This window comes from Streptomyces sp. NPDC046203 (assembly GCF_040646255.1).
In the GTDB taxonomy this organism is placed as follows: domain Bacteria; phylum Actinomycetota; class Actinomycetes; order Streptomycetales; family Streptomycetaceae; genus Streptomyces.
Map to the genome: position 1 here is coordinate 1 of NZ_JBEYZX010000058.1, position 25,067 is coordinate 25,067.

Sequence of the window (25,067 nt, forward strand, 5' to 3'; positions counted from 1 at the left end):
ACCCCGAAGGGCTTCATCGTTCGACTTGCATGTGTTAAGCACGCCGCCAGCGTTCGTCCTGAGCCAGGATCAAACTCTCCGTGAATGTTTACCCGTAATCGGGTTTTACACTCGCGTTGAGCGGAACAGTCATGCCGGAATGTGGCCGACTGTTCACAGCGTCCTCGCTGTGTGCCTTCCTTGCGGAAGGACTTTTTCAAAGGAACCTCGACCATCCGAAGATGGACGGGGTATCAACTAATCTGGCGTTGATTTTTGGCACGCTGTTGAGTTCTCAAGGTGCGGACGCTTCCTTTGTACTGACCCTCTCGGGCTTTCCTCCGGGCGCTTCCTTCGTTTCCGACTCTATCAGATCTTTCCGATCCGATTTCCTCGGTGCTTTCCGGTCCCGGTCGCTTTCGCTTCCGTTCCCTTCCGGCGTTTCGAGCTTATCAGATGTTTTCGATCCGATCCGCTCCGCGCTTTCCGTTCCTTCAGGCTTTCACCCTCCGGCCCTTTCGGCGCTTTCCGACTTTATCAGAAGTTCCGAGTCGGATTTCCGCTTCCCGGTTTTCCCGTCCGGTCACACGCTGGTGTCCGGGGGTTCCCCGCTGGCGGAGCCGTAAACGTACTGGAGCGGGGCGCCCCGATGCAAATCGAGGCGCCCCGCTCCGGTGGCGGGCCCGCGGACGGGCCGGCCGATCAGACCTCGACGACCACCGGGAGGATCATCGGGCGGCGGCGGTAGGTGTCGGAGACCCACTTGCCGACCGTGCGCCGGATCAGCTGCTGGAGCTGGTGCGGCTCGACCACGCCGTCCTGGGCGGACTTGTTCAGGACCTGGTCGATCTTCGGGAGCACCGCGTCGAACGCGCTGTCCTCGATGCCGGAGCCCCGGGCGTGGACGTGCGGGCCGCCCACGATCTTGCCCGTGGTCGAGTCGACGACCACGTACACCGAGATGATGCCCTCCTCGCCGAGGATGCGGCGGTCCTTGAGGGAGGACTCGGTGACGTCGCCGACCGAGAGGCCGTCCACGTACACGTAGCCGGCCTGGACCTTGCCGACGATGCGGGCGCGGCCGTCGATCAGGTCGACGACGACGCCGTCCTCGGCGATGACGATGTGGTCCTTGGGGATACCCGTCATCGCGCCGAGCTCGGCGTTGGCGCGCAGGTGGCGCCACTCGCCGTGGACCGGCATGAGGTTCTTCGGCTTGCAGATGTTGTAGAAGTACAGCAGCTCGCCGGCCGAGGCGTGGCCCGAGACGTGGACCTTGGCGTTGCCCTTGTGGACGACGTTGGCGCCCCAGCGGGTCAGGCCGTTGATCACGCGGTAGACCGCGTTCTCGTTGCCCGGGATGAGCGAGGACGCGAGGATCACGGTGTCGCCGGGGACGATCCGGATCTGGTGGTCGCGGTTGGCCATCCGGGACAGCGCGGCCATCGGCTCGCCCTGGGAGCCGGTGCAGACCAGCACGACCTCGTCGTCCGGAAGGTCGTCGAGCGTCTTCACGTCGACGACGAGACCGGCCGGGACGCGCAGGTAGCCCAGGTCGCGGGCGATGCCCATGTTGCGGACCATCGAGCGGCCGACGAAGGCGACCCGGCGGCCGTACTCGTGGGCGGCGTCGAGGATCTGCTGGATGCGGTGCACGTGGCTGGCGAAGCTGGCCACGATGATGCGCTTCTGGGCGTTCGCGAACACGTTGCGCAGCACATTGGAGATGTCGCGCTCGTGCGGCGTGAAGCCCGGGACCTCGGCGTTCGTCGAGTCGGTGAGCAGGAGGTCCATGCCCTCCTCACTCAGCCGCGCGAAGGCGTGCAGGTCGGTGAGGCGGTGGTCCAGCGGGAGCTGGTCCATCTTGAAGTCACCGGTGTGCACGACCATGCCCGCGGGGGTGCGGATCGCGACGGCCAGGGCGTCCGGGATGGAGTGGTTGACGGCGATGAACTCGCAGTCGAAGTCGCCGAACCGCTCGCGCTGCCCCTCGGCCACCTCGAGGGTGTAGGGGCGGATGCGGTGCTCCTGGAGCTTCGCCTCGATGAGCGCGAGGGTCAGCTTGGAGCCGATGAGCGGGATGTCCTGCCGCATGCGCAGCAGGAACGGCACGCCACCGATGTGGTCCTCGTGGCCGTGGGTCAGGACGATGCCGACGATGTCGTCGAGACGGTCCTGGAGGGTGGTGAAGTCGGGAAGGATCAGGTCGACGCCCGGCTGCTCCTCTTCGGGGAAGAGGACGCCGCAGTCGACGATCAGAAGACGGCCGTCGTACTCGAAGACCGTCATGTTCCGGCCGATCTCGCCGAGGCCGCCGAGCGGGGTGACGCGCAGGGCTCCCTTGGCGAGCTTCGGCGGGGCGCCGAGTTCAGGATGCGGATGGCTCAAAAGACTCTCCTCACCATGCGCGCCACGTACCGGCTCGGCACGTGGCGCGCATGACAATCGTGCACTTACTTGTCGTATTCAGTTACGGGTCTTCTTTTATGAAGTCTGTTGTCAGAGCTGTACCCCGCCGGCGGCGAGATCGACCCTGAGCTGGGCGGTCTCCTCGGCGGTCAGCTCGACGAGGGGCAGCCGCAGCGGCCCGGCCGGGAGGCCCTGGAGGCCGAGGGCGGCCTTGGTGGTCATGACGCCCTGGGTGCGGAACATGCCGGTGAAGACCGGCAGCAGCCGCTGGTGGATCTCGGTCGCCTTGTGGACGTCGCCGGCCAGGAAGGCGTCGAGCATCGCGCGCAGCTCCGGGGCGACGACATGGCCGACGACCGAGACGAAGCCGCAGGCGCCCACGGAGAGCAGCGGCAGGTTGAGCATGTCGTCACCGGAGTACCAGGCGAGATCGCTGCGGGCGATGGCCCAGCTCGCGCGGCCGAGGTCGCCCTTGGCGTCCTTGTTCGCGACGATCCGCGGGTGCTCGGCGAGGCGCACGAGCGTCTCGGTGTCGATCGGGACGCCGCTGCGGCCGGGGATGTCGTAGAGCATCACCGGAAGCTCGGTGGCGTCGGCGATGGCCGAGAAGTGCCGGTACAGCCCCTCCTGAGGGGGCTTGTTGTAGTACGGCGTGACGGCGAGCAGGCCGTGCGTTCCGGCGCGCTCCGCGGCGCGGGCCAGCTCCAGGGTGTGCCGGGTGTCGTTGGTCCCGATGCCGGCGACGACGTGGGCGCGATCGCCCACGGCCGCCAGGACGGCCTCGATGAGCTGCGATTTCTCCGCGTCGGTGGTGGTCGGGGACTCACCGGTGGTGCCGTTGACGATCAGACCGTCGTTGCCGGCGTCCACGAGATGGGCGGCCAGCCGCTGGGCGCCGTCGAGGTCGAGTGCGCCGTCCGCCGTGAAGGGCGTGATCATGGCGGTGAGGACCCGCCCGAAGGGGGTCTGCGGAGTGGAGATCGGAGCCATGGGTAACACGCTACTCGCTGCTCAGGGCCGGATGCCCCTTAGGGGCCGTCCGACGGACCTCGGCCGGGTGCCGTGGCGCCCGGTGCGATGCCCGGCCGAGGCGCCGAAATGTCCGGAGCGTTCCCTGGTGGATCCGCCGGACGGGTCCCGGGGGGCGACACAAAAGGAGCCCGGCACTGCCTGCTCGGGGGTTCAAGCAGTGCCGGGTCCGTTTGATCAGCCTAGATGAACTTCACGAAACGCCGCAATACGGACACCTCGTCGGCCGGGGCCGTCTGTGTGTCCCTTACGGGGCCACCCGGCCGTTCTTGTTGAAGGCCGCGTGGGTCAGCGGCATCAGCCGGGCCCAGTGCTCCTCCATCTTCTCGCCGACCATCTCGATCTCCCGCTGCGGGAAGGACGGCACCGCGGCCAGCTCGTGCTGGGTGCGCAGACCGAGGAAGTGCATCAGCGAGCGGGCGTTGCAGGTGGCGTACATCGAGGAGAACAGACCCACCGGGAGCACCGAGCGGGCCACCTCGCGGGCGATGCCGGCCTCCAGCATCTCCTGGTAGGTCGCGTACGCCTGGCGGTACGAGTCCTCCATGGCCCGGCCGGCCAGGTCGAACTGGGCGTCGGTGCCCTCGACGAAGACGTACTTGCCCGGGCGGCCCTCCTGGACCAGCTTGCGGTCGGCGCCCGGCACGTAGAAGACCGGCTGCAGCTCCCTGTAGCGGCCCGATTCCTCGTTGTAGGACCAGCCGACCCGGTGCCGCATGAACTCGCGGAACACGAAGATCGGGGCGCTGATGAAGAAGGTCATCGAGTTGTGCTCGAACGGGCTGCCGTGCCGGTCCCGCATCAGGTAGTTGATCAGGCCCTTGGAGCGCTCCGGGTCCTTCTGGAGCTCTTCGAGGGACTGCTCGCCCGCGGTGGACACCCGCGCCGCCCACAGGACGTCGGAGTCGGCCGCGGCGCTCTTGACCAGCTCAACAGTGACGTCGCTCCGGAACTCGATCTTCATGTCCTCTGGGGGTGTGTCGGTCACCTGGGGTCCTTCCGTCGGCTCGCGCAGTAGGGGGCTGCGGTCGTCCACTGTATCGACGTCATACCCAAGAAGGAGATTCGGCCGGTTTGGTGAAAAACGGCACCTCTTCGTCGATTCGCTCGTCTGTACAGGTGAAGACCCGTCGACCACGACCCGAGAAGCAGTCGAGACGACGAAGAAGACGACCTGGACCAAGGAGAGTGCCCTGATGTCGCCCCGGCGAGAGGCCGTACCGTTCGCGTTCGTCGCGGAGGCCGACGAATTCCGCAGTAACGTCACTCCCCCGCCCCGGGAACGTCCCACGGTTTCCCAGGTCCTGGGCCGTACGCTGCTCGGGCTGACCCTCGCCGCCGGGCTCGTCGGAGCCCTCGTCTTCGGCATGCCGTCCCTCCAGCCGGGGGACGCGAGCGGGCACCAGCAGCAGTCCGAGGCTTCCGACAGCCGCTGAGGTAGCCTCACCGGGCACAGCCACCGAACGTGCTTGTGAGTGAGGACCTGTCGTGCCCCTGCCCTTCCTGACGGCCGACCGTGCTTTCGATACGGATGACATCGCGCTGCCCTTCGACGACCACGATCAGTGGCGCAGACCGTACCGGCCCGGCCCGTGGCGGGTGGGGATCGCCGCGCTCGCGCTGTTGCTCGCCTCGTTCGTGCTGCTCGCGGCCGTGGTCATCGCGGCCGCCGGCGCGACCGGCGGGGCACTGCTCACCTTCGGTGTCGCCGCCCTGGTCATCGCCGCCGCGCTGCGCACGCTGCGGATGGGCGTCTGGGTGAGCCGGGCCGGTCTGCGGCACGTCTCGTTCTTCTCCACCAGGACCACGTCCTGGCGGCAGACCGGCGCCGTCCGCACCGCGCAGCAGCCGGTGCGCTGGCTGGGCCTGCCGCGTACGGTCCAGGGCCAGGCCCTGATCCTCGTCCGCAACGGCGGCGCGCCGGCCGCGCTGCTCACGGACCACAACGCGGACTTCCTCTCCCGGGTCGAGGCATTCGACCGCGCCGCCGACACGGTCGAGGCCTGGTACGCGGAGTACGCGACCGCTCCGGCCCTGGCCCCGGCCCGCTGAGAGCCGTGGAGAGGCTGTGAAAAGGCCGTAGAAAGGCCGTAGGAAAACCACGGACATGCGAAGGGGGCCCGGCGGTGATGCCGGGCCCCCTTCGCATGTGCTCTTACGCCTCCGCGGAAACCGCCTACGCCGCCGCGTCGCGCAGGGTGATCGCGCGCTGCATCGCCTTGCGCGCCCTGGGCGTGTCGCGGGCGTCGTGGTAGGCCACCGCGAGCCGGAACCAGCAGCGCCAGTCGTCCGGCGTGTCCTCGGTCTCGGCCTTGCGCCGGGCGAAGACCTCGTCGGCCGAGTCACGGTCGATCCGGCCGCCCTCGGTGCGCCGCAGCTCGTCGACGGGCAGGCCGCCCTCGGCCTCCAGCTCCGCGGCCAGCCGGTTCGCCCGGCGCGCGAAGGCGGTGTTCTTCCACAGGAACCAGGCCCCGACCACCGGCAGCACGAACGCTATGGCGCCCATGCCCATGGCCGCGGGCTCCCCGGTCAGCAGGAGCAGGACCCCTTCCATCCCCACCACGCCGAAGACGAGGACGAGGACAGTGGCCAGGAAGACGTACGTGATCTTTCCGCCCATGGCCGTCAGCCCAGGTCCAGGAAGTGTTCCAGGCCGAAGGTGAGGCCCGGGACGGTGGTCACGCGGCGGGCGCCCAGGAGGATGCCCGGCATGAAGCTGGAGTGGTGCAGCGAGTCGTGCCGCACGGTGAGGGTCTCGCCCTCGCCGCCGAGCAGCACCTCCTGGTGGGCCAGCAGGCCCCGCAGGCGTACGGAGTGCACCCGGACCCCGTCCACGTCCGCGCCGCGCGCGCCGTCCAGGGCGGTCGCGGTGGCGTCCGGCTGGGCGCCGAGGCCGGCCTCGGCACGGGCCGCGGCGATCAGCTGGGCCGTCCGGGCGGCGGTGCCGGACGGGGCGTCCACCTTGTTCGGATGGTGCAGCTCGACGACCTCGACGGACTCGAAGTACGGGGCCGCGAGCTGCGCGAACTTCATGGTGAGGACCGCGCCGATGGAGAAGTTCGGAGCGATCAGGACACCGGTGGCCGGGGACTTCTCCAGCCACCCGGTCAGCCGCGCGAGGCGCTCCTCGGTCCAGCCGGTGGTCCCGACGACCGCGTGGATGCCGTGGCGTACGCAGAAGTCGAGGTTGTCCATGACCGAGTCGGGAGTGGTCAGCTCGACGACGACCTGGGCGTCGGCCTCGACCAGCGACTCCAGCGAGTCGCCCCGGCCGAGGGCCGCGACCAGTTCCATGTCCTCGGCGGCCCGGACGGCCCTGACCGCCTCGGAGCCGATGCGGCCCTTGGCCCCGAGGACCGCCACGCGCAGCTTGCTCATCTGATGCTTCCTTCTGGTGCGGATCTGTGCGGAGGAGAAGGTCAGGCGACCACGCTGTGGAGGCGGTCGGCCTGCTTGTCCTTCAGCGGGCCTATCACCGACAGCGAGGGCCGCTGCTCCAGGACGTCACGGGCGACCGCGCGCACCTCGTCGGGGGTGACGGCGGCGATCCGTCCCAGCATGTCGTCGACCGACATCTGGGTGCCCCAGCACAGCTCGCTCTTGCCGATGCGGTTCATCAGCGCGCCGGTGTCCTCCAGGCCGAGCACGGTGGACCCGGAGAGCTGGCCTATCGCACGGCCGATCTCCTCGTCGGTGAGCCCGTCCTGGGCCACCTTGTCCAGCTCGTCGCGGCAGATCCGCAGCACGTCGTGGACCTGGCTGGGGCGGCAGCCCGCGTACACGCCGAACAGGCCGCAGTCGGCGAAGCCCGAGGTATACGAGTACACGCTGTAGGCGAGGCCGCGCTTCTCCCGTACCTCCTGGAAGAGGCGGGAGGACATGCCGCCGCCGAGGGCGGTGTTCAGCACGCCGAGGGCCCAGCGGCGGTCGTCGTTGCGGGCCAGGCCCGGCATGCCGAGGACCACGTGCGCCTGCTCGGTCTTGCGGCCGAGCAGCTCGACCCGGCCGGCCGTGCGGATGGTACGCCGGCCCTCGCGCGGGGCGATGGGACCGGCGGTACGGGTCAGGGCGCCGGCGCGCTCGAAGGCGCGGCGGACCTGGCGTACCACGGTGGCGTGGTCGACGTTGCCGGCGGCGGCGACGACCAGGTGGGTCGGGTCGTAGTGCTTCTTGTAGAAGCGGGCGATCTGCTCACGGCTGAGCGCGTTGATCGTGTCGACGGTGCCGAGGACCGGGCGGCCCAGCGGGGTGTCGCCGAACATGGTCTGCGCGAACAGGTCGTGCACCACGTCACCGGGGTCGTCCTCGGTCATCGCGATCTCCTCCAGGATGACGCCGCGTTCGGCGTCCACGTCGGAGTCGAGGATGAGCGAGCCCGTCAGCATGTCGCAGACGACGTCGATCGCCAGCGGCAGATCGGTGTCGAGGACCCGGGCGTAGTAGCAGGTGTACTCCTTCGCCGTGAAGGCGTTCATCTCGCCGCCGACCGCGTCGATCGCGGAGGAGATGTCGAGGGCGGAGCGCTTGGCGGTGCCCTTGAAGAGGAGGTGCTCCAGGTAGTGGGTGGCGCCGTTGAGGGTCGGGGTCTCGTCCCGGGAGCCGACGTGCGCCCAGATGCCGAAGGTGGCGGAGCGCACCGAGGGCAGGGTCTCGGTGACGATGCGGAGACCGCCGGGGAGGGTGGTGCGACGGACCGTGCCGACGCCGTCCTTGCCCGGCAGAAGCGTTTGGGTACGGGCGACGGCCCGCCCCTCGGTGGAGGGGCGGGCCGTCGTCACGGAACTACGGGACGTCACTGGTCGGTGGCGTCCTTGTCAGCGTCCTCGCCCTCGATCACGGGGATCAGGGAGAGCTTGCCGCGCTGGTCGATCTCGGCGATCTCGACCTGGACCTTGGAGCCGACCGCGAGCACGTCCTCGACGTTCTCCACGCGCTTGCCACCGGCGAGCTTGCGGATCTGCGAGATGTGCAGCAGGCCGTCCTTGCCCGGGAGCAGGGAGACGAAGGCACCGAAGGTGGTGGTCTTGACGACCGTACCCAGGTAGCGCTCGCCGACCTCCGGCATGGTCGGGTTGGCGATGCCGTTGATCGTGGCGCGGGCGGCCTCGGCGGCCGGGCCGTCGGCGGCACCGATGTAGATGGTGCCGTCGTCCTCGATCGTGATCTCGGCGCCGGTGTCCTCCTGGATCTGGTTGATCATCTTGCCCTTGGGGCCGATGACCTCGCCGATCTTGTCCACGGGGATCTTGACGGTGATGATCCGCGGGGCGTTCGGGGACATCTCGTCCGGCGTGTCGATCGCTTCCATCATCACGTCGAGGATGTGGAGGCGGGCGTCGCGGGCCTGCTTGAGGGCCGCGGCCAGGACGGAGGCCGGGATGCCGTCCAGCTTGGTGTCGAGCTGGAGGGCGGTGACGAACTCCTTCGTACCGGCGACCTTGAAGTCCATGTCGCCGAAGGCGTCCTCCGCACCGAGGATGTCGGTGAGGGCGACGTAGTGCGTCTCGCCCTTGATCTCCTGGGAGATCAGGCCCATGGCGATACCGGCGACGGGGGCCTTGAGCGGCACACCGGCGTTCAGCAGCGACATGGTGGAGGCGCAGACCGAGCCCATGGACGTCGAGCCGTTGGAGCCGAGGGCCTCGGACACCTGACGGATCGCGTAGGGGAACTCCTCGCGCGTCGGCAGGACCGGCACGATCGCGCGCTCGGCGAGCGCGCCGTGGCCGATCTCGCGGCGCTTCGGGGAGCCGACGCGGCCGGTCTCGCCGACGGAGTACGGCGGGAAGTTGTAGTTGTGCATGTAGCGCTTGCGGGTCACCGGGGAGAGGGTGTCCAGCTGCTGCTCCATGCGGAGCATGTTGAGGGTGGTGACGCCCAGGATCTGGGTCTCGCCACGCTCGAACAGGGCGGAGCCGTGCACGCGCGGGATGGCCTCGACCTCGGCGGCGAGCGTACGGATGTCCGTGACGCCGCGGCCGTCGATGCGGACCTTGTCCTTGATGACGCGCTCGCGGACCAGGGCCTTGGTCAGGGAGCGGTACGCGGCGGAGATCTCCTTCTCGCGGCCCTCGAAGGCCGGGAGGAGCTTCTCGGCGGCCAGCTCCTTGACGCGGTCCAGCTCGGCCTCGCGGTCCTGCTTGCCGGCGATGGTGAGCGCCTGGGACAGCTCGGAGCGCACGGCGTCGGAGAGCGCGGCGTACACGTCGTCCTGGTAGTCCAGGAAGATCGGGAACTCGGCCTCGGGCTTGGCGGCCTTGGCGGCGAGGTCCGACTGCGCCTTGCACAGGACCTTGATGAACGGCTTCGCGGCCTCGAGGCCGGCGGCGACGATCTCCTCGGTCGGCGCCTCGGCGCCGCCCTTGACGAGCTGGATGGTCTGCTCGGTGGCCTCGGCCTCGACCATCATGATCGCGACGTCGCCGTCCTCCAGGACGCGGCCCGCGACGACCATGTCGAAGACGGCGTCCTCGAGCTCGGTGTGCGTCGGGAAGGCGACCCACTGGCCCTTGATCAGCGCGACGCGGACGCCGCCGATCGGGCCGGAGAAGGGCAGACCGGCCAGCTGGGTGGACGCGGACGCGGCGTTGATCGCGACGACGTCGTACAGGTGGTCGGGGTTGAGCGCCATGACCGTGGCGACGACCTGGATCTCGTTGCGCAGGCCCTTCTTGAAGGACGGGCGCAGCGGGCGGTCGATCAGACGGCAGGTGAGGACGGCGTCCTCGGAGGGGCGGCCCTCACGGCGGAAGAAGGAGCCGGGGATCTTGCCGGCGGCGTACATCCGCTCCTCGACGTCCACCGTCAGGGGGAAGAAGTCGAGCTGGTCCTTGGGCTTCTTCGACGCGCTGGTCGCGGAGAGGACCATGGTGTCGTCGTCCAGGTACGCGACGGCGGAGCCGGCGGCCTGGCGGGCCAGGCGGCCCGTCTCGAAGCGGATGGTGCGGGTGCCGAAGGAGCCGTTGTCGATGACGGCCTCGGCGTAGTGGGTCTCGTTCTCCACTAGCGGTTTCTCCTACGTTTCGTCTTTGCGTCCGCGGGCCCGTGTGGCGAGCGGACGGTGCGGGAGAAGCTGTATCGGCGGGCCGGTCTTCGATCGAAGCTCCCGGATCGGTGTCCGGGGGCCACTACCGAGGACCGGCGGCGGCCCGGCTGCTTCTCGCGCGGTGGGTACGGCGGGGTGTGTCGGTCACCAGACTATGCGCCGGTGGCACCCTCGCGCACGTACAGCAAAGGGAGCGGCCCCCTGAAAGTGGGAACCGCTCCCTTCACGGCGACTTACTTGGCGCCGCCGGCCGCACCACGGCGGATGCCGAGGCGGTCGACCAGCGTACGGAAGCGCTGGATGTCCTTCTTGGCCAGGTACTGCAGCAGACGGCGACGCTGGCCGACCAGGATCAGCAGACCACGACGGGAGTGGTGGTCGTGCTTGTGAGCCTTGAGGTGCTCGGTCAGGTCAGAGATGCGGCGGGACAGCATCGCGACCTGGACCTCGGGGGAGCCGGTGTCGCCCTCCTTGGTGCCGAACTCGGCCATGATCTGCTTCTTGACAGCGGTGTCGAGAGCCACGCGGTTCTCCTCGTTGTGTTCGTGCGCCCACGAGTGCCCCTGGTCTGAATCTCAGGAGGGCTTCCATGACTCGTGGACGAAAGACCGATGAGCGCTGCTTCCCGAGGCCCGAAGGCTCCGAAAGCGCGTACACGAACGGCCGCCGACGAGTCTACCAGGGGGTTAGGGGCCGTCCGGCGGAGACAAGGGTGCGGGCCGGTGCGCCCAGGCCCGCTCCCCGCAGGATCCGTGAGGACAGGCCCCGCGGGCGCGCGCTCCTGGATCGATCAGGACGTGAGCGCCCGGATGGAGTGGTAGACGTCGAAGACCGCCAGGCACAGCGGCAGCAGCGTGAGCAGGACGAACGTCTCCGCGACCTCCAGGAAACGGCCCCAGAAGGGGGTGACGCCCTTGCGCGGCACGATGAGGCCGATGGCGGTGAGGAGGGCGGCGACGCCCGCGATCGCGGCGGAGAGCCAGACCGTACGGATGTCGAGCGCCGTCCCGTCGCCCTTGAGCGCGGCGATCAGCAGGTCCGTGGGCGGGTTCAGGCACAGGCCGAGGCCGAGCAGGACCAGCGCGCCGAGGCCGGCCGCGAGGGCGCAGCCGACCTGCGCGGTGTAGCGGAACAGGTGGGCGCGCATCAGCATGGCCACGCCGGTCGCGAGGGCGAGGAGCTGGCCCCAGACGTTGTCGGAGAAGCCGAGTACGGCGGCCGAGGCGACGGCGACGAGCGCGCAGCCGCCGACGAGGCCGACCAGGAGTTCGTGGCCGCGGCGGGCCTGGGCGGCGATCCGGGCGGCGTCGACCGGTCCCTGCGGCTCGGTCTCGGTGCCGTATCCGCTGCCGCCGACGCTGCTGCGGGGCGGTTCGAAGCCGATCGGGAGGCGAGCGAAGCGGGTGGACAGGCCGGGCAGGAAGGCGAGCGCCCCGATCGCGAAGGGGGCGCAGACCGCGGCGGACTCGGCCGTGGTCAGCCGGGTGAGGATGGCCGCGAAGCCGACGATCATGCCGACGGCGGCGGCGAAGACGAACGCGACGAAGGGGCCGTCGCCGCGCGGGGAGACCACCGTGAGGATCACGGCGCAGACGAGGACGGCGGCGCAGGCGAGCAGGAACTGGAGCTTGCCGATGCCCTGCCCGTCCGCGAGCGGGAGCAGTCCGGCGCCGGCGACGGCGGAGTTCGCCAGGGCGCCCATGCCGAGGGCGACGGAGGAGTCGCGGTCGTCGTACACCCGCGCGCGTACGGCGGCGAGGGCCAGCAGGAGGACGGCGGTGACGGCGGCCAGGATGCCGGGCAGGCCGTGCATGTCGTGCCGGGGCTCGGCCGTCCACAGGACGAAGGCGAGCAGGATCAGCAGGACCGAGCCGCCGAAGAGGCCGGCGCCGCGCATCAGGGCGTCGGACCACAGGGTGCGGTCGCGCGAGACGGCGGAGGCGACGGCGTCGGAGACGTCGTCGAAGACGGCCGGGGGCAGCGACTCGGCGAACGGGCGCAGCGACAGCAGCTCGCCGTCGAGGATGCGCTGGGAGGCCAGCGACCGGCCGCCGTCGAGGACGGTGCCGTCGCGGCGTACCAGGTGGTAGCCGACCGGGGCGCCGGGCGCGGGGGTCTGGCCGGACAGCCGGAGGATCTCCGGGTAGAGGTCGGCGAGCGCGATGTCCTCGGGCAGTGCCACGTCGACGCGGCCGTCGGGCGCGACGACGGTCACCCGGCAGAAGCCGGTGCCTCCTTGGAACACGGGCGCGGGAGCCGACTGACCTGCTCTGCTGGCCGTGGCTGGGGCCGTCATACTCACCTGTTGCTTCCCCTCGTGGTGATTCCTGGCCGGCGGGCCTGACCCGCGCCCCGGATACCGCGCTCGGGCACGGTGGACAATGCGTTCCGAAAGGCCCGATTTTTTGCGATAGTTCATGAGCGCGCAAACATGCCCGCTCACCCTACCGCCCGCTCCCCGCGCCGTACCAAAGTAGGATCCCTCACCACGGATGGATGCCGTCGCCACGGGGGCGTCTCCAGGAACTTTCCGTCCGGCAACGGGAATTGGTGAGCTGTGAGCCAGATCGTCGTCAAGCGCCCACCCCGGGCTCTGCCCTCCGAAGTGCCCGACGAGCAGGTGCAGTTGCAACCCCCTCCGGAGCTGCCCCGCGGACAGCAGGAGGGCGCCCTGATGCAGCTCCTGCCGATGCTCGGAATGGGCGGTTCGGTCGTCTTCTTCTTCATGACGCCGAACCCGATCATGCGCATCATGGGCATGGTGATGATCGCGTCGACGGTCGCGATGGCCATCTCGATGCTGGTCCGCTACCGGCGCGGTACGCAGGGGCAACTCGCCGACATGCGGCGCGACTATCTGAAGTACCTGGCGCAGACCCGCCGTACGGTCCTGAAGACCGCCCATCTCCAGCGTGACGCGCAGTTCTATCTGCATCCCTCCCCCGAACAGCTGTGGGCGCTGGTCGCCGAGGGCAGCCGGATCTGGGAACGGCGCATCGGCGACGCCGACTTCGCCCAGGTCCGGGTCGGTCTCGGCAGCCAGCAGCTCGCCACTCCGCTCGTCGCCCCCGAGACCGCGCCCGTGGACGAGCTGGAGCCGCTGACGGCGGGCGCCATGCAGCAGTTCCTCACCGCGCACGGCACCCTCGACGGTCTGCCGATGGCCGTGTCCCTGCGCGCCTTCTACCACCTCACCGTGAGCGGCGACCCGGACGCCGCCCGCGCGACGACCCGCGCCATGGTCGGCGGGCTCGCCGCGCTGCACTCCCCCGAGGACATGGTCATCGCCATCGCGACGGGCGACGCCTCGGCCGCCTCGTGGGACTGGGCGAAGTGGCTGCCGCACGTGCAGGCGTCCGGCCCCGGCGACGGCGCGGGCAGCCGGCGGCTGATCACCACGGACGCACGCGAACTCCAGGACATGATCGACGGCCGGCTGGAGGGGCGCCCCCGGTTCCAGGGCGTCAACCACCCGCTGCTCGATCACCCCCATCTCGTCGTGGTCCTCGACGGCCAGTCGATCCCGCCTGCCTCGCCCCTCGCCTCGCCGGAGGGCATCCAGGGCGTCACGGTCATCGAGGTCGTCGGCGGCCGGACGTCCGGACCGCGCGGCGATCTGTCGGTGGTCGTGGACGCCGACTCGCTGCGCCTGGAGTCCGGCCACGGGCATGTGTACGACGGCAGCCCCGACAGCCTGAGCCTGGACGCCGCCGAGGCGCTCGGCCGCCAGCTCGCGCCGCTGCGGGCCGCGGACGGCTCGGACGAGGACGAACCGCTGCTCGCCAACCTCGACTTCACCGATCTGCTGAACCTCGGCGACGCGGCGTCCGTCGACGTCAAGCGCACCTGGCGGCCCCGGTCCCGGTCGGAGCGGCTGCGGGTGCCGATCGGCGTGGGCGAGGACGGCGTCCCCGTGATGCTGGACCTCAAGGAGGCGGCGCAGGAGGGCATGGGCCCGCACGGCCTGTGCGTCGGCGCGACCGGTTCCGGCAAATCGGAGCTGCTGCGCACGCTCGTCCTCGGTCTCGCGGTCACCCATTCCTCGGAGACCCTGAACTTCGTCCTCGCCGACTTCAAGGGCGGCGCGACGTTCGCGGGCATGTCCCAGATGCCGCACGTCGCCGCCGTCATCACCAACCTCGCGGACGACCTCACCCTCGTCGACCGCATGGGCGACTCCATCCGCGGCGAGCTCAACCGCCGCCAGGAGATGCTGCGCGACGCGGGCAACTACGCGAACATCACCGACTACGAGAAGGCGCGCGCGGCCGGCGCCGCGCTCCAGCCCATCCCGTCGCTCGTCCTCGTCATCGACGAGTTCAGCGAACTCCTGACCGCCAAGCCGGACTTCATCGAGATGTTCGTGCAGATCGGCCGTATCGGCCGCTCGCTCGGCGTCCATCTGCTGCTGGCCTCGCAGCGATTGGAGGAGGGCCGGCTGCGCGGACTGGAGACGTACCTCTCCTACCGGGTCGGTCTGCGGACCTTCTCGGCCGCCGAGTCCCGTGCGGCGATCGGCGTCCCCGACGCGTACTCGCTGCCGAACGTACCCGGTTCGGGGTATCTGAAGTACGGCACCGACGAGATGGTGCGCTTCAAGGCCGCGTACGTCTCCGGGGTGTACCGGGGCAACCGGCACACGGCCGTCCCGGACGGGCCGCAGCCGGTGGACCGCCGGCCGGTGGTGTTCACCGCGGCGCACGTCCCGGTGCGCTATCTGGAGCCGGACACGCGGTCCGAGATCCCCGAGCCGCGCGCCGAGGACGACGCGCTGGCCGACTCGGTGCTCGACGTGATCGTGCGCCGGCTCGAAGGGCGCGGCGTGGAGGCGCACCAGGTGTGGCTGCCGCCGCTGGACAACCCGCCGCCGCTCGACGCGATCCTGCCCGGCCTCGCCGGGGTGGAGGGCCGGGGCCTGACCCAGCCCGGGTACGAGGGGGCCGGCCGGCTGGTCGTCCCGCTGGGTGTCGTGGACAAGCCGTTCGAGCAGCGCCGTGACACGCTCTTCCGCGACTTCTCCGGAGCCGCGGGCCATATGCAGATCATCGGTGGTCCGCAGTCCGGCAAGTCCACGCTGATGCGGACCATCATCTCGGCGTTCGCACTCACCCACACCCCGCACGAGGTGCAGTTCTACGGTCTCGACTTCGGCGGTGGCGGCATGGCCTCGCTCGCGGGGCTGCCGCACGTCGGCGGCGTCGCGTCCCGGCTCGACCCCGAGCGGGTGCGCCGTACGGTCGCCGAGGTCTACGGCATCCTGTCGCGGCGCGAGGAGTACTTCCGCAGCGCGGGCATCGACTCCATCGCGACCTTCCGCAGGCTGCGCGCCCGCGGCGACATCTCGGTCCAGGACCAGCCGTGGGGCGACGTCTTCCTGATGCTCGACGGCTGGGGCAACTTCCGTACCGAGTACGAGGGGCTGGAGGCGGCCGTCGTCGACATCGCCGCCCGCGGTCTCGGCTACGGCATCCATGTGGTCATCACGGCCTCCCGCTCCATGGAGGTGCGCGCCAACCTCAAGGACCACCTGATGAACCGGCTGGAGCTGCGGCTCGGCGACACCATGGACTCGGAGCTGGACCGCAAGATCGCCGTCAATGTGCCGACCGGTGTCCCCGGCCGCGGTCTGACCCCGGAGAAGCTGCACTTCATGGCGGCCGTCCCGCGGATCGACGGCATCACCTCCGACAGCGACCTGTCCGAGGCGACCGCGGCCATGACCCAGGAGGTCACCCGCCACTGGACGGCGCCCGGCGCCCCCGAGGTCCGGCTGCTGCCGCGCGAACTGCCCGCGCACGAGCTGCCCGCGGGGCACGCGGAGCCGCGGCGCGGTGTCGCGTTCGCCATCGACGAGAACAACCTGGAGCCGGTCTTCGTCAACTTCGAGCGTGATCCGTTCTTCCTGGTGTTCGGCGACAGCGAGTCGGGCAAGTCGAACATGCTGCGGCTGCTCATCAAGCAGATCACGGAGCGGTACGACGGCGCCGCGGCGAAGTTCTTCGTCATCGACAACCGCCGCGCGCTGCTCGACGTCACCCCGGCGAGCCATCTCGCGGAGTACGTGCCCATGTCGAACAACATGGAGCACCACGTCGACGCGCTCGCCGACCTGATGCGGCGCCGTACGCCGTCGGCGGACGTCACGGCGCAGCAGCTGCGCGACCGCAGCTGGTGGCAGGGGCCCAACCTGTTCGTGGTCGTCGACGACTACGACCTGGTCTCCACCTCCAGCGGCAACCCGCTGTCGAAGCTGACGGAACTGCTGCCGTTCGCGCGGGACGTCGGCGTCCGCTTCATCATCGCGCGCAGCGCGGCGGGGGCGAGCCGGGCCTCGTACGAGTCCTTCATGCAGCGCATGATGGAGCTGGGGGCCCAGGGTGTCCTTCTCTCCGGCGACCCGCAGGAGGGCGACGTCCTCGGCGGCGTCCGCATGCGGCCGATGCCGCAGGGCCGGGGCATCTACGTGTCGCGCCAGCGCGGCAACCCGCTGGTGCAGACGGGTCTGATGCCGGCCGACCAGTAGCGGCTGGCGGCAGGCCGTGGCGAGCCGTGGAGGGGGCGCCTGGGGCGGGGACGTCTGGAGGCGGGGAAGTGAGAGAGCGGGAAGTGCGCGCGCCGGTGCCGGTGTTCCGGGCGGTGAGCGGAGGTGACGAGGCCGCTCCGGGGGTAGGGGGGCGGCCTCGCGCGCCGGGGGCACGCGGCGGACGAGATCTTCGGAGCGCTCACCGAAGGTCTATGAAGGACATACGGACGAGGTCATCTACCGCCTCATCGAGGAGGAGGCCAAGAAGGCCGGGGAGCACGCGACGAATCCGTCCCCGCACATCGTCTCGGCGGCGGCGACCGCGGCCGAGTCCGGATTCACCAACGCCCAGGCCAATGTCTCGGAGTACTGCAACGGCCAGGGCGTCCCGAAGCAGCTGGACAAGGAAGACTGACTCCCCGTGAAAACCAAGCCCCACAAGGCAATGTGGACGGCCGCGGCCGTCGTCGCCGCCGTCGGACTGGCCGGGGTCGCCGCCTACGCGCTGGACCTTCCACCGTTCGAGGGTCGCGGCGAGATCAGCGCCGAGAGAGTCTGCTCCTCGCTGGGGGATCCGGAGAAGTCGGTCCCGGCGCTCCTCGACGTCCTGCCGAGCAAGCCGAGTTACCGGTTCGACGACAATCTTGCCGGTCAGGGCAGCCGCTTCTTCACCTCGAACTGCTTCGTCTGGAACGACGGAAAGGTGCTCCTCAGCGCCAGGACCCGGATGCTGGTCGCCGACCCGCCGGATGCCTGGGCGGCGGAGGCGATCGGCGAGGCACAGGCGGGGCGGGCGAAACGGTTCGACGCGGGCACCTCCGGCGTGGTCGACGTATCCGACGGCAGGGCGGCCGTTCTGGTCCCCTGTTCGGCACCGGGCACCTATGCGGGCGGGAGCTACAGCCTCAGCGTCGTAGTGGACCTCAGGCACCACGAGGAGTCGGGGAAGCCGGCGGTGGAACAGCGCCTGGTGGAACTGGCGGTGGCGGCCGCCCGGTCCGCGCACAGCGCGGCCACGTGTGATCTGCCGTCCAAGGTCCCCGTCGCTGTTCCTTCTGTTCTCGCTGGTCCTGCTGTTCCCGCTGTCTCCACTGATTCGAAGGCGGTCATCGGGTGACGTACCGGCGCGATTCCGGGGGCGTCGCCGCGACGCTGATCGGGCGCACCGCCAAGGGGGCTGCCGTACCGATGCCGGCCCTTGCTCCTGCCCTTGCCTTCGGACTCGGACTCGTACTCTCCTCCTGCACGAGCCCGGGGGCCGGGGCGCGGGAGTATGCCGTACCCGACTCGTTGTGCGGGGTCGGGATCGCGCCCGAGGTGCTGGCACCCGCGCTTCCCGCCGGCAAGGAGATCAGTGCCCATCCCCGGAACGGGCAGGACATCGGCATCGTGCGGTGCAGGCTCCACGTCGACGGGAAGTCCGTGTTCTCCGCCAGTATCGAGCGGTGGGAGAAGGACACCTCCGCCGCCGATGTCGCGGTCACGGCGCTGAACGCTGATCCGGGCGGCAGCCAGAGCACGGACCATCGCTTCGTCTATTCCACGAAGGGAGCGGTCGGCCGCGTCGTTTGCCCCGCTCCCGCCACGGGAGCGATAGCGGGAGCGACCGTGTGGGCGTCGGTCAGGGTGACGCGGGACGGCGTGAGCAGTGAGCAGATGAAGGACCTCATCACCGCGTACACCAACGCGGTCAGCGCGTCCGGCCGATGCGGCGAGGTGCTCGTGAAGCCCGGTGATCCGCGCTGACCGCGGGCCGCACTGACCGCGGGCGGACCGGACGGAGAACAGGGCGGGCTGCCGGAAGGCGCCCGCCCTGTTCTCCGTTCTTCGTCCGGCCGCGCGTCTCGCGGGGCCGGGTGGGACAACGGACGGAGTGGGCGCCTCCCGCGCGCGCCCACCCCTCGCGCTGTCCGTCCTCGGCTTAGAAGAAGCCCGCGGCCCTCTTGTCACCGGCCTGGTAGGTCGGTCCGGCCTGGCGGACGGCCGACGAGATGCCCTGCAGCGCGTTGTGGATCGCGCGGGTCTCGTTGTCCCACTTGGCGTGGGCGGCGTCGGCAGCGGCCTTCGCCTCACCCTCCCAGGTGTTGGAGACCGAGCGGATCTTGGTCTGGATCGCCTCCAGCGCCTGGTCGAGGCGGTTCGCCTGCGTGTCGATCGTGTTCGCGGCGTCTTCGAGCGAGGCGTACGTGACAAGCATGACGCCGTCGTTGGCGGCCATGGTCCCTCCGGGTGTCAGTGGTGTGTTCGGATTCGACTGGTGCGGATTGTGACGCGAACGTCAGAGACCGGCGATGTTCGACGTGGCCCGGGTCTCGGCGGCGGCGTCACCGGAGAAGCCCGCGGTCACGTCGACGCCGCGCAGGGCCGCCTCGGCCTGGTCGTCGCTGTCGCCGGAGCTCGTCCGGGTGACCTGGATGGCCTCCTGGAAGTTGAGCAGCAGCTTGGCGATGCGCACCATGCCCTGGTTGATCTCGTTCTGCTTGACGTCGAAGGCGCCGGCGCCGATGCCCTTCCAGCGACCCTCGAGGCTGTCGATCACGCCCTGGAGCGACTTCAGCTGCGCCTTGACGTCGTCGAAGTTTTCGGTGATCTGGTCCTGGAATTCCTTGAGACTCTGATCGCCAACCTTCAAGACGGACATGTGTCGTTCTCCCTTTCCCGGTTCTCATTGAGACCGCGTCCACGGTTCACGCGCACGCGGGTTGGTTGGTCTTGGGGCCCGATTCCGATCCGGCCGGTCGGACGGGCGGGCGGGCGGGTGGCTGTGGCGGGCTGCTCTGGGGCGGGTGGCTCTGGGGCTGCTGTCAGGCGGTTCGTCGCCGGCGCGCGACGACGAACGCCGCACCGGCCCCGACCACCACCACGGCCGCGGCACCACCGATGACGAGCCCCCACGGAGTGCCCTCGTCCGCACTCCCGCCCGAGCCTGCCAGAGCGGGCGCGGCGGAGGAGTCAGCGGAAGGTGCTTGTGACGAACCTGGTGCAGAGGGCTTGGCCGACGCCGTGGACGAGCCGGGCGCGGCGCTGGAACCGTCCGTACCGGATGTGCCGGACGTGCCGGAACCGGCCGGTTTGCCGCCGACCTTGGTGTTGGTCAGGGGGCTGATGTCGGGGTCGCCCGGCTTGCCGATGCCACGGGTGATGGCGGCGTTGGGGCGGACGATTCCGTAGCCGAGGTAGGTACTGACACTGCCGGGCTCCCAGTCGTCGCCGCGGGCGGCGGACTCGAACATGACCCGGAGCACCTGGTTCCCGGTCCAGTCGGGGTGCGCGGACCAGATCAGGGCGGCGGAGGCGGAGGCGATGGCGGAGGCGTTGCTTGTTCCACCGGCCCTGCAGTAGCTCTTGAAACTCTCGTCGCACCAGCCTGGAATGTCGGCGCCAGGAGCAGCAAGGTCCACATACTTCCCGTGCTGGGAGTACCCGTCCGCCCGCCCGTTCTGATCGCTCGCCGCGACGGCGATCGCCTCGGGGTAGGCAGCAGGGAAATTCTCCTCGTTTCCCTTCTTCGCGTCATTTCCTGCCGAGGCAAATAGCAGCTTGCCCTTGGCCTGGGCGTACTTGACCGCGTCCCGGATAGAAGTGGTGTAGTACGGGTTTCCGAACGAGATATTGATGATCTTGGCTTCGCTGTCGACAGCCGCCTTGATCGCATCCTCCATGTCGAAGGCGTTGACCTTGTTCTTGTTCTGGAACTCGGTGTCACTGATCCGGTAGGGAATGATCTTCGCGCCAGGCGCCAAGCCCTGCAGCCCACCGCCTTTCCCTGTCCCGGCGATGAGTTCTGCCATCGTCGTTCCATGGCCCGTGTAGTCATCGGTCTCGTCGCCCTTGGCCTCGGACGCGTCCCAGCCCTTCAGGACTTGCCCCTTGAGCGCAGGGGTATTCGGGTTGACCCCTGTATCGATGACGGCCACCGCCATGCCCTTGCCGGTCGAGGTCTTCCAGATCTCCTCGGCGTGCATGGCATCCAGATACCACTGCTGGGACCGGACGTCGGCAGCGCTCACTGCCGGAGCCGTGCCGACGAGCCCGGCCGTCAGCACCGCCGTCGCGGCCAGCGTGCCGAGGAATCCTCGCCGAAGCCTGCGCACCTCGATCATTCCTGCCGTCATCCTGACTTTCCGCGCCTTCCCAGTGGTTAGTCGATCACCGGCGGCACGGCACCGCGCCGACGGTTCGCCCAGGTCTCTTCGTCTTCGGTCAGGTAGTCAGGGCGAGAAGAGCCCTCACGGTCCTGCTCGTCACGGGTTGGACGCTGGTTTCCGCGACCTCCGCCCATAGGCGAACCCGCGCCACGGGAAGCACCTGCCCCACCAGTTCCACGAGGAGTCCCGACGACGCCGTTCGCGCTGGGAGTGCCACGGCCGGCCGGGCGAGGCGTCTGGCTACCGGAATTGGCGCCCACCACACCCGCCTGGCTGGGCCGTCCCGCGGACGTCCGACCGGCGGCCGGGCTCTCACCGCCGACGACCGTGCCCCTGGGGATCCGCGACCCAGTGCTCCCGCTCTGGGCGCGCGGCTGCTGCGTACCACCGACGATGGGGTTGGAACGACCACTGCCAGGAGCCCCGCTCGTCCGCCCGGTGGCAGGCTGTCCCGAACCACCGGGACGACCCACGACCGGGGACTGGCCGCGTGACCCGCCGGACGCCGGACGCTGCGCCCCCGGTCCGCCCGAGCGGCCCATCTGCGGGGTGGAACGCCCGGCTTGCGCGCCCTGAGCGGAGGAGGCAGGTCCGCCCGCCTTCCCCATGGGCCCACCTGAACGCCCCATTGGCCCTCCCGAGCGACCCATCTGCGGGGTCGAACGTCCGCCCTGTGCGCCCTGAGCGGTGGCCGACGGTCCACCTGCCCTCCCCATGGGCCCACCCGAGCGCCCCATGGCGGGAGAACTCGCCGGACCACCCGTACGGCCCACAGCGGTCGGACCGCCCGTGGACCGTGGAACACCAGGCATACCGGTGTTCCACGGTCCCCCCGCACGCGGAGGGGTGCCCAGCCCGACCGTGGGTGGATAACCAGGAGCCGTCGGCCCAGGATTGCTCTGAGGCACGGTCGGCGTCGGCGTGTGGGGCGTGACCGTCGGAGCAGTGGGCGGTGCGACTGTGTCGATCTGGACCTTCGTGTCGGGCTCCCTGACCGGCGCGGTCCGGTCGGGCCCCACCGAGCGGACCGGGTCGCTCCCGTCGAGGAGGCCTCCCGTACGGGAAACCGCCTCATGCGAGTGCGTCTCGCTCACGCTGACGTGCCTGGCCGAATCCGCGGACAAGCTCCCACGAGCCGTACCAGCTCCCGAACCCGATCCCACCGGGTCTCGCTGCTGACCTGACGGCCGTGGAATCTCCGCCCCGTACGTCTTCGGCGGCTTCGGCATCACCTGAGCCGCCAGCGTCCCCGTGGACACCGCGTAGAACGACGCCAGACGATTCATCTGGTTGATGGCTTCCTGCCGGTCCTTCTCGACCTGCAGGGCCTTCTGGTAGTCCGGGTTGTCCTGCGTCTTCTCCGCCGCGTGGAAGTCCTCGGGCTTCTTCTGGACCAGTCGACCGTCCCGCGGCGGCTTGGCGTTGCGCACCGACGAGAGGCCCGTACTCGCCACCTTCATCTGGGCGCCGACCGCGTTCGAGACCCTGCCGACGGCCCAGGCGTAGCTCACGACCTCGGAGCCGTAGCGCTGGAACTCCGTGGCGGCCTCACCCTCCCAGTCCGTCCTCTTGACGCACTCGTCGAGTTCCTGTGCGGCCAGGTTGAGGGCGACCGTCGCCTTCTCCAGGGCGTCGCCGGCATCCTCCAGGTCGCCCGGGTTGGTGCTGTCCAGGAAGTCGAGCATCGCGTTGAGCCGATGGTGGTCGAACGCGGTCTTGCCGAAGACGCTTCCGGAATGGCCCAGCCCGAAAACACCGCCGAGAACGTCGTTGAACCGCTCCATCGCATCGGTGGCGGCGAACTTGCCCTTGATGAGGACCTGGTCCTCCTGCTGGGCCTGTTCCTGCTCCTGCGTGCGCTGCGTCGGATCCGGGTAGGACTTCGGCTGCTTCGTGTCACCCATTGGTCGTCACCCCAGGTCCGTCTTGGTCGTCTCGTCGTGATCCTGGCTGGGCTTCGCCGGCTGAACGGGATCGTTGCTCTTCGCGCGATCCTCGCGTTCGATGGCCTCGGCACGCTCGTGGTCGAGGCGGGCCCGAATCGAGTGAAAGCGCCGGCGCTGCTCGTCTTCCACGTTGCTGTTGCCCACGTCTGCCGCGTGAACCCCGATCGACAGCAGTTCGATCTGTCCGCTGAGCGACTTCGACAGCGAGACCAGGGACTTGTGGACGCGGTTGTACTCCGCGTAGAAGCCCTCCGCCTCGGCGAAGGGGATTCCGGTGCCGAACGACGCGCGCGTCACCCGTTCCATGCCCACTTTCCCGGCGCCGGCGTTGCCGCCCTCCAGGTCCGCGATGATGCCGTCGACCCGGTCGCGGAACTTCTTCAGCGCGCCGACGCCGACCTTCAGGTCACTCCCCACAGCGGCCCCCCAGACCCTTCGCCTCGTACACGAGCCAATCCTCCCCGTTCACTACCGCTGTCCTACTTTGCGATCGTGGCGACTCGCCATCCACGAATTGCATCGCGTACCACTGTAATCATCGGGACTGACACCCCCAAGTCTCTTCTTTGTCACGAGACTTCTACAGTTCGACGTACATGCGTCGTGTGCGGCCGCAATCTTCGCTACACCGCCTTCGCCCCGCGTCGGTTCCTGCGCTGGGAGTCCCGTATCGCCACCGCGCAGCCCGCGATGGCCGCCACCAGAACCCCGCCGCCCACCACCACATAGGTCGCCAGTCGGGCCGACCGCTGGTCCGGGGTCTCGCCCAGGTGGACGGCGGCCGGGGTCGGGGCCTCGGCGTGGGTGATGCCCTCGCGGGCGACCGGGCGCTCGATGGGCTTGTCGTCCTCGGTCAGGGCCCGGACCGGGTCGACCACGCCCCAGCCCACCCGGCTGTCGTGGCCCGCGACGGAGCGTTCGGCGGTCTGTTCGATCTGGGCGACGATCTGGGCCTGCGTCCACTTGGGGTGCTTGGCCTTGACGAGGGCGGCGAGGCCGGCGACGTACGGGGCGGAGAAGCTGGTGCCGTTGTCGGCGCAGTGGCCGCCACCGGGGACCGTGGAGATCATGTCGACGCCGGGCGCGGCCACGCCCACGAAGTCGCCGGACTGGGAGAACGCCGCGCGTTCGTTGTTGCGGTCGGAGGCGGCGACGGCCAGGACGCCTTCGTAGGAGGCGGGGTACGTGAGCTTGACGTTGCCGCCGAGACCGTCGTTGCCCGCCGAGGCGACGACCACGATCTCCTTCTCCAAGGCCTTGTCGACGGCCTGCTGGAGCAGCGGGGTCGGTTTGACGGCGTTGGCCGTGTCCTGGGAGATGTTGATGACGTTCGCGTTCTTGGCGATGGCGTACTGGATCGCGGCGGCCAGCGTCTCCGCCGTGCCGCGGCCCTCGGCGTCGTTCTGCTGGATGGGGATGATCGTGGCGTCCGGCGCCAGCCCCACGAATCCGCTGCCCTTGGCGGGGCGGGCGGCGATGATGCCGGCGACCTTGGTGCCGTGGCCGACGGTGTCGGTGGTGCCGTTCTCCTTGCCGCGTTCGAGCTTGTTGCCGTTGGCGTCCTTGGCGTCCTTCGGGATGAGGTTCACCCCGCTCCCCGCGTCGACGGCCTTGGTCAGCTGCGGGTTCTTCACGTCGACGCCCGTGTCGATGACGGCGACGCGGACGCCCTTGCCGGTGGACTGCGACCACAGCTGGTCCATCAGCACGCGTTGCAGGGACCAGGGGCGGCCTTCGTACTTCTTCCCGGGGAAGGTGCACTGGGTGCTGTCCTCGGCCGCCGCCGGCGGCGCCGTGGCCAGGGGCAGTCCGACGGCGGACAGCAGGGTCGCGGCGGACACGGCGAGCAGGCGCCGGGAAGAACGGGTGGGGCGGGTCATCGTCGTCGTCCTTGCCTTCGTCCTTGTCCCTGGCCTCGTTCTCGTTCTCTTCCTCGCCGGCTTCCCCGGCCCCGGACCCAGCCCCAGGCCCGGCCCCAGCCCCGTCGC

21 protein-coding genes and 1 rRNA gene are annotated in these 25,067 nt (G+C 69.7%); 6 read left to right on the plus strand and 16 right to left on the minus strand.

Annotated features, from left to right (window positions below; all coding sequences use genetic code 11):
* Nucleotides 1-85, minus strand: a 16S ribosomal RNA gene (locus ABZ990_RS28090); the annotation flags it as partial.
* A 31-nt stretch (nt 86-116) separates the two neighbouring features.
* Here ABZ990_RS28090 and ABZ990_RS28095 point away from each other — a divergent pair.
* A complete protein-coding gene (locus tag ABZ990_RS28095; RefSeq protein ID WP_361237351.1) occupies nt 117-605 on the plus strand; it encodes a hypothetical protein in 489 nt (162 codons plus the stop codon).
* A gap of 76 nt (nt 606-681) precedes the next feature.
* On the opposite strand, the gene ABZ990_RS28100 is transcribed toward ABZ990_RS28095, so the two are convergent.
* The 3 genes from ABZ990_RS28100 to thyX form a co-directional block, all read right to left on the minus strand.
* Nucleotides 682-2,367: a ribonuclease J gene (locus ABZ990_RS28100; RefSeq protein WP_361237353.1), complete on the minus strand. Its 1,686-nt coding sequence runs from the start codon at nt 2,365-2,367 to the stop codon at nt 682-684.
* 111 nt (nt 2,368-2,478) lie between these two features.
* Complete coding sequence (gene dapA, locus ABZ990_RS28105) at nt 2,479-3,378, minus strand: 4-hydroxy-tetrahydrodipicolinate synthase (protein WP_361237356.1); 900 nt, start codon at nt 3,376-3,378, stop codon at nt 2,479-2,481.
* 286 nt (nt 3,379-3,664) lie between these two features.
* On the minus strand, nt 3,665-4,405 hold the full coding sequence (thyX, locus tag ABZ990_RS28110; RefSeq protein ID WP_361237359.1) for an FAD-dependent thymidylate synthase: 741 nt from the start codon (nt 4,403-4,405) through the stop codon (nt 3,665-3,667).
* A 208-nt stretch (nt 4,406-4,613) separates the two neighbouring features.
* Between thyX and ABZ990_RS28115 the strand changes: the two genes are divergently transcribed.
* On the plus strand, nt 4,614-4,853 hold the full coding sequence (locus ABZ990_RS28115) for a hypothetical protein (RefSeq protein WP_361237362.1): 240 nt from the start codon (nt 4,614-4,616) through the stop codon (nt 4,851-4,853).
* Between the two features lie 52 nt (nt 4,854-4,905).
* Nucleotides 4,906-5,469 (plus strand): hypothetical protein, encoded by a 564-nt coding sequence (locus ABZ990_RS28120; RefSeq protein ID WP_361237365.1) that lies wholly within the window; start codon nt 4,906-4,908, stop codon nt 5,467-5,469.
* A 124-nt stretch (nt 5,470-5,593) separates the two neighbouring features.
* On the opposite strand, the gene ABZ990_RS28125 is transcribed toward ABZ990_RS28120, so the two are convergent.
* The 6 genes from ABZ990_RS28125 to eccD form a co-directional block, all read right to left on the minus strand.
* Complete coding sequence (locus ABZ990_RS28125; protein ID WP_361237368.1) at nt 5,594-6,037, minus strand: hypothetical protein; 444 nt, start codon at nt 6,035-6,037, stop codon at nt 5,594-5,596.
* A gap of 5 nt (nt 6,038-6,042) precedes the next feature.
* Nucleotides 6,043-6,795 (minus strand): 4-hydroxy-tetrahydrodipicolinate reductase, encoded by a 753-nt coding sequence (gene dapB, locus ABZ990_RS28130; RefSeq protein WP_361237371.1) that lies wholly within the window; start codon nt 6,793-6,795, stop codon nt 6,043-6,045.
* Between the two features lie 41 nt (nt 6,796-6,836).
* On the minus strand, nt 6,837-8,213 hold the full coding sequence (locus ABZ990_RS28135) for a pitrilysin family protein (protein WP_361237374.1): 1,377 nt from the start codon (nt 8,211-8,213) through the stop codon (nt 6,837-6,839).
* On the minus strand, nt 8,210-10,420 hold the full coding sequence (locus tag ABZ990_RS28140; protein ID WP_361237377.1) for a polyribonucleotide nucleotidyltransferase: 2,211 nt from the start codon (nt 10,418-10,420) through the stop codon (nt 8,210-8,212). The genes ABZ990_RS28135 and ABZ990_RS28140 overlap by 4 nt, the downstream gene beginning before the upstream one ends.
* A gap of 275 nt (nt 10,421-10,695) precedes the next feature.
* Entirely contained in the window at nt 10,696-10,986 is a 291-nt protein-coding gene (rpsO, locus tag ABZ990_RS28145) for a 30S ribosomal protein S15 (RefSeq protein ID WP_359884726.1), read from the minus strand.
* A gap of 266 nt (nt 10,987-11,252) precedes the next feature.
* Nucleotides 11,253-12,758: a type VII secretion integral membrane protein EccD gene (gene eccD / locus ABZ990_RS28150; RefSeq protein ID WP_361237380.1), complete on the minus strand. Its 1,506-nt coding sequence runs from the start codon at nt 12,756-12,758 to the stop codon at nt 11,253-11,255.
* Nucleotides 12,759-13,019: 261 nt separating this feature from the next.
* Between eccD and eccCa the strand changes: the two genes are divergently transcribed.
* The 3 genes from eccCa (at nt 13,020) to ABZ990_RS28165 (ending at nt 18,731) form a co-directional block, all read left to right on the plus strand.
* Nucleotides 13,020-16,985: a type VII secretion protein EccCa gene (gene eccCa, locus ABZ990_RS28155; RefSeq protein WP_361237383.1), complete on the plus strand. Its 3,966-nt coding sequence runs from the start codon at nt 13,020-13,022 to the stop codon at nt 16,983-16,985.
* A 421-nt stretch (nt 16,986-17,406) separates the two neighbouring features.
* The gene (locus ABZ990_RS28160) at nt 17,407-18,102 is read left to right on the plus strand and encodes a hypothetical protein (RefSeq protein ID WP_361237386.1); all 696 of its coding nucleotides are present in this window, start codon (nt 17,407-17,409) and stop codon (nt 18,100-18,102) included.
* On the plus strand, nt 18,099-18,731 hold the full coding sequence (locus ABZ990_RS28165) for a hypothetical protein (protein WP_361237389.1): 633 nt from the start codon (nt 18,099-18,101) through the stop codon (nt 18,729-18,731). The genes ABZ990_RS28160 and ABZ990_RS28165 overlap by 4 nt, the downstream gene beginning before the upstream one ends.
* Before the next feature lie 175 nt (nt 18,732-18,906).
* On the opposite strand, the gene ABZ990_RS28170 is transcribed toward ABZ990_RS28165, so the two are convergent.
* From ABZ990_RS28170 to mycP, 6 genes are all read right to left on the minus strand, one after another.
* On the minus strand, nt 18,907-19,203 hold the full coding sequence (locus ABZ990_RS28170) for a WXG100 family type VII secretion target (protein ID WP_361237392.1): 297 nt from the start codon (nt 19,201-19,203) through the stop codon (nt 18,907-18,909).
* A gap of 60 nt (nt 19,204-19,263) precedes the next feature.
* Entirely contained in the window at nt 19,264-19,626 is a 363-nt protein-coding gene (locus ABZ990_RS28175) for a WXG100 family type VII secretion target (RefSeq protein ID WP_361237395.1), read from the minus strand.
* Nucleotides 19,627-19,789: 163 nt separating this feature from the next.
* On the minus strand, nt 19,790-21,088 hold the full coding sequence (locus ABZ990_RS28180; RefSeq protein WP_361237398.1) for a S8 family serine peptidase: 1,299 nt from the start codon (nt 21,086-21,088) through the stop codon (nt 19,790-19,792).
* Nucleotides 21,089-21,126: 38 nt separating this feature from the next.
* Entirely contained in the window at nt 21,127-23,037 is a 1,911-nt protein-coding gene (locus ABZ990_RS28185; RefSeq protein ID WP_361237401.1) for a hypothetical protein, read from the minus strand.
* A gap of 6 nt (nt 23,038-23,043) precedes the next feature.
* Nucleotides 23,044-23,496 (minus strand): hypothetical protein, encoded by a 453-nt coding sequence (locus ABZ990_RS28190; RefSeq protein WP_361237404.1) that lies wholly within the window; start codon nt 23,494-23,496, stop codon nt 23,044-23,046.
* A 206-nt stretch (nt 23,497-23,702) separates the two neighbouring features.
* Complete coding sequence (mycP, locus tag ABZ990_RS28195; RefSeq protein ID WP_361237407.1) at nt 23,703-24,959, minus strand: type VII secretion-associated serine protease mycosin; 1,257 nt, start codon at nt 24,957-24,959, stop codon at nt 23,703-23,705.
* Between the last annotated feature and the right edge of the window lie 108 nt (nt 24,960-25,067).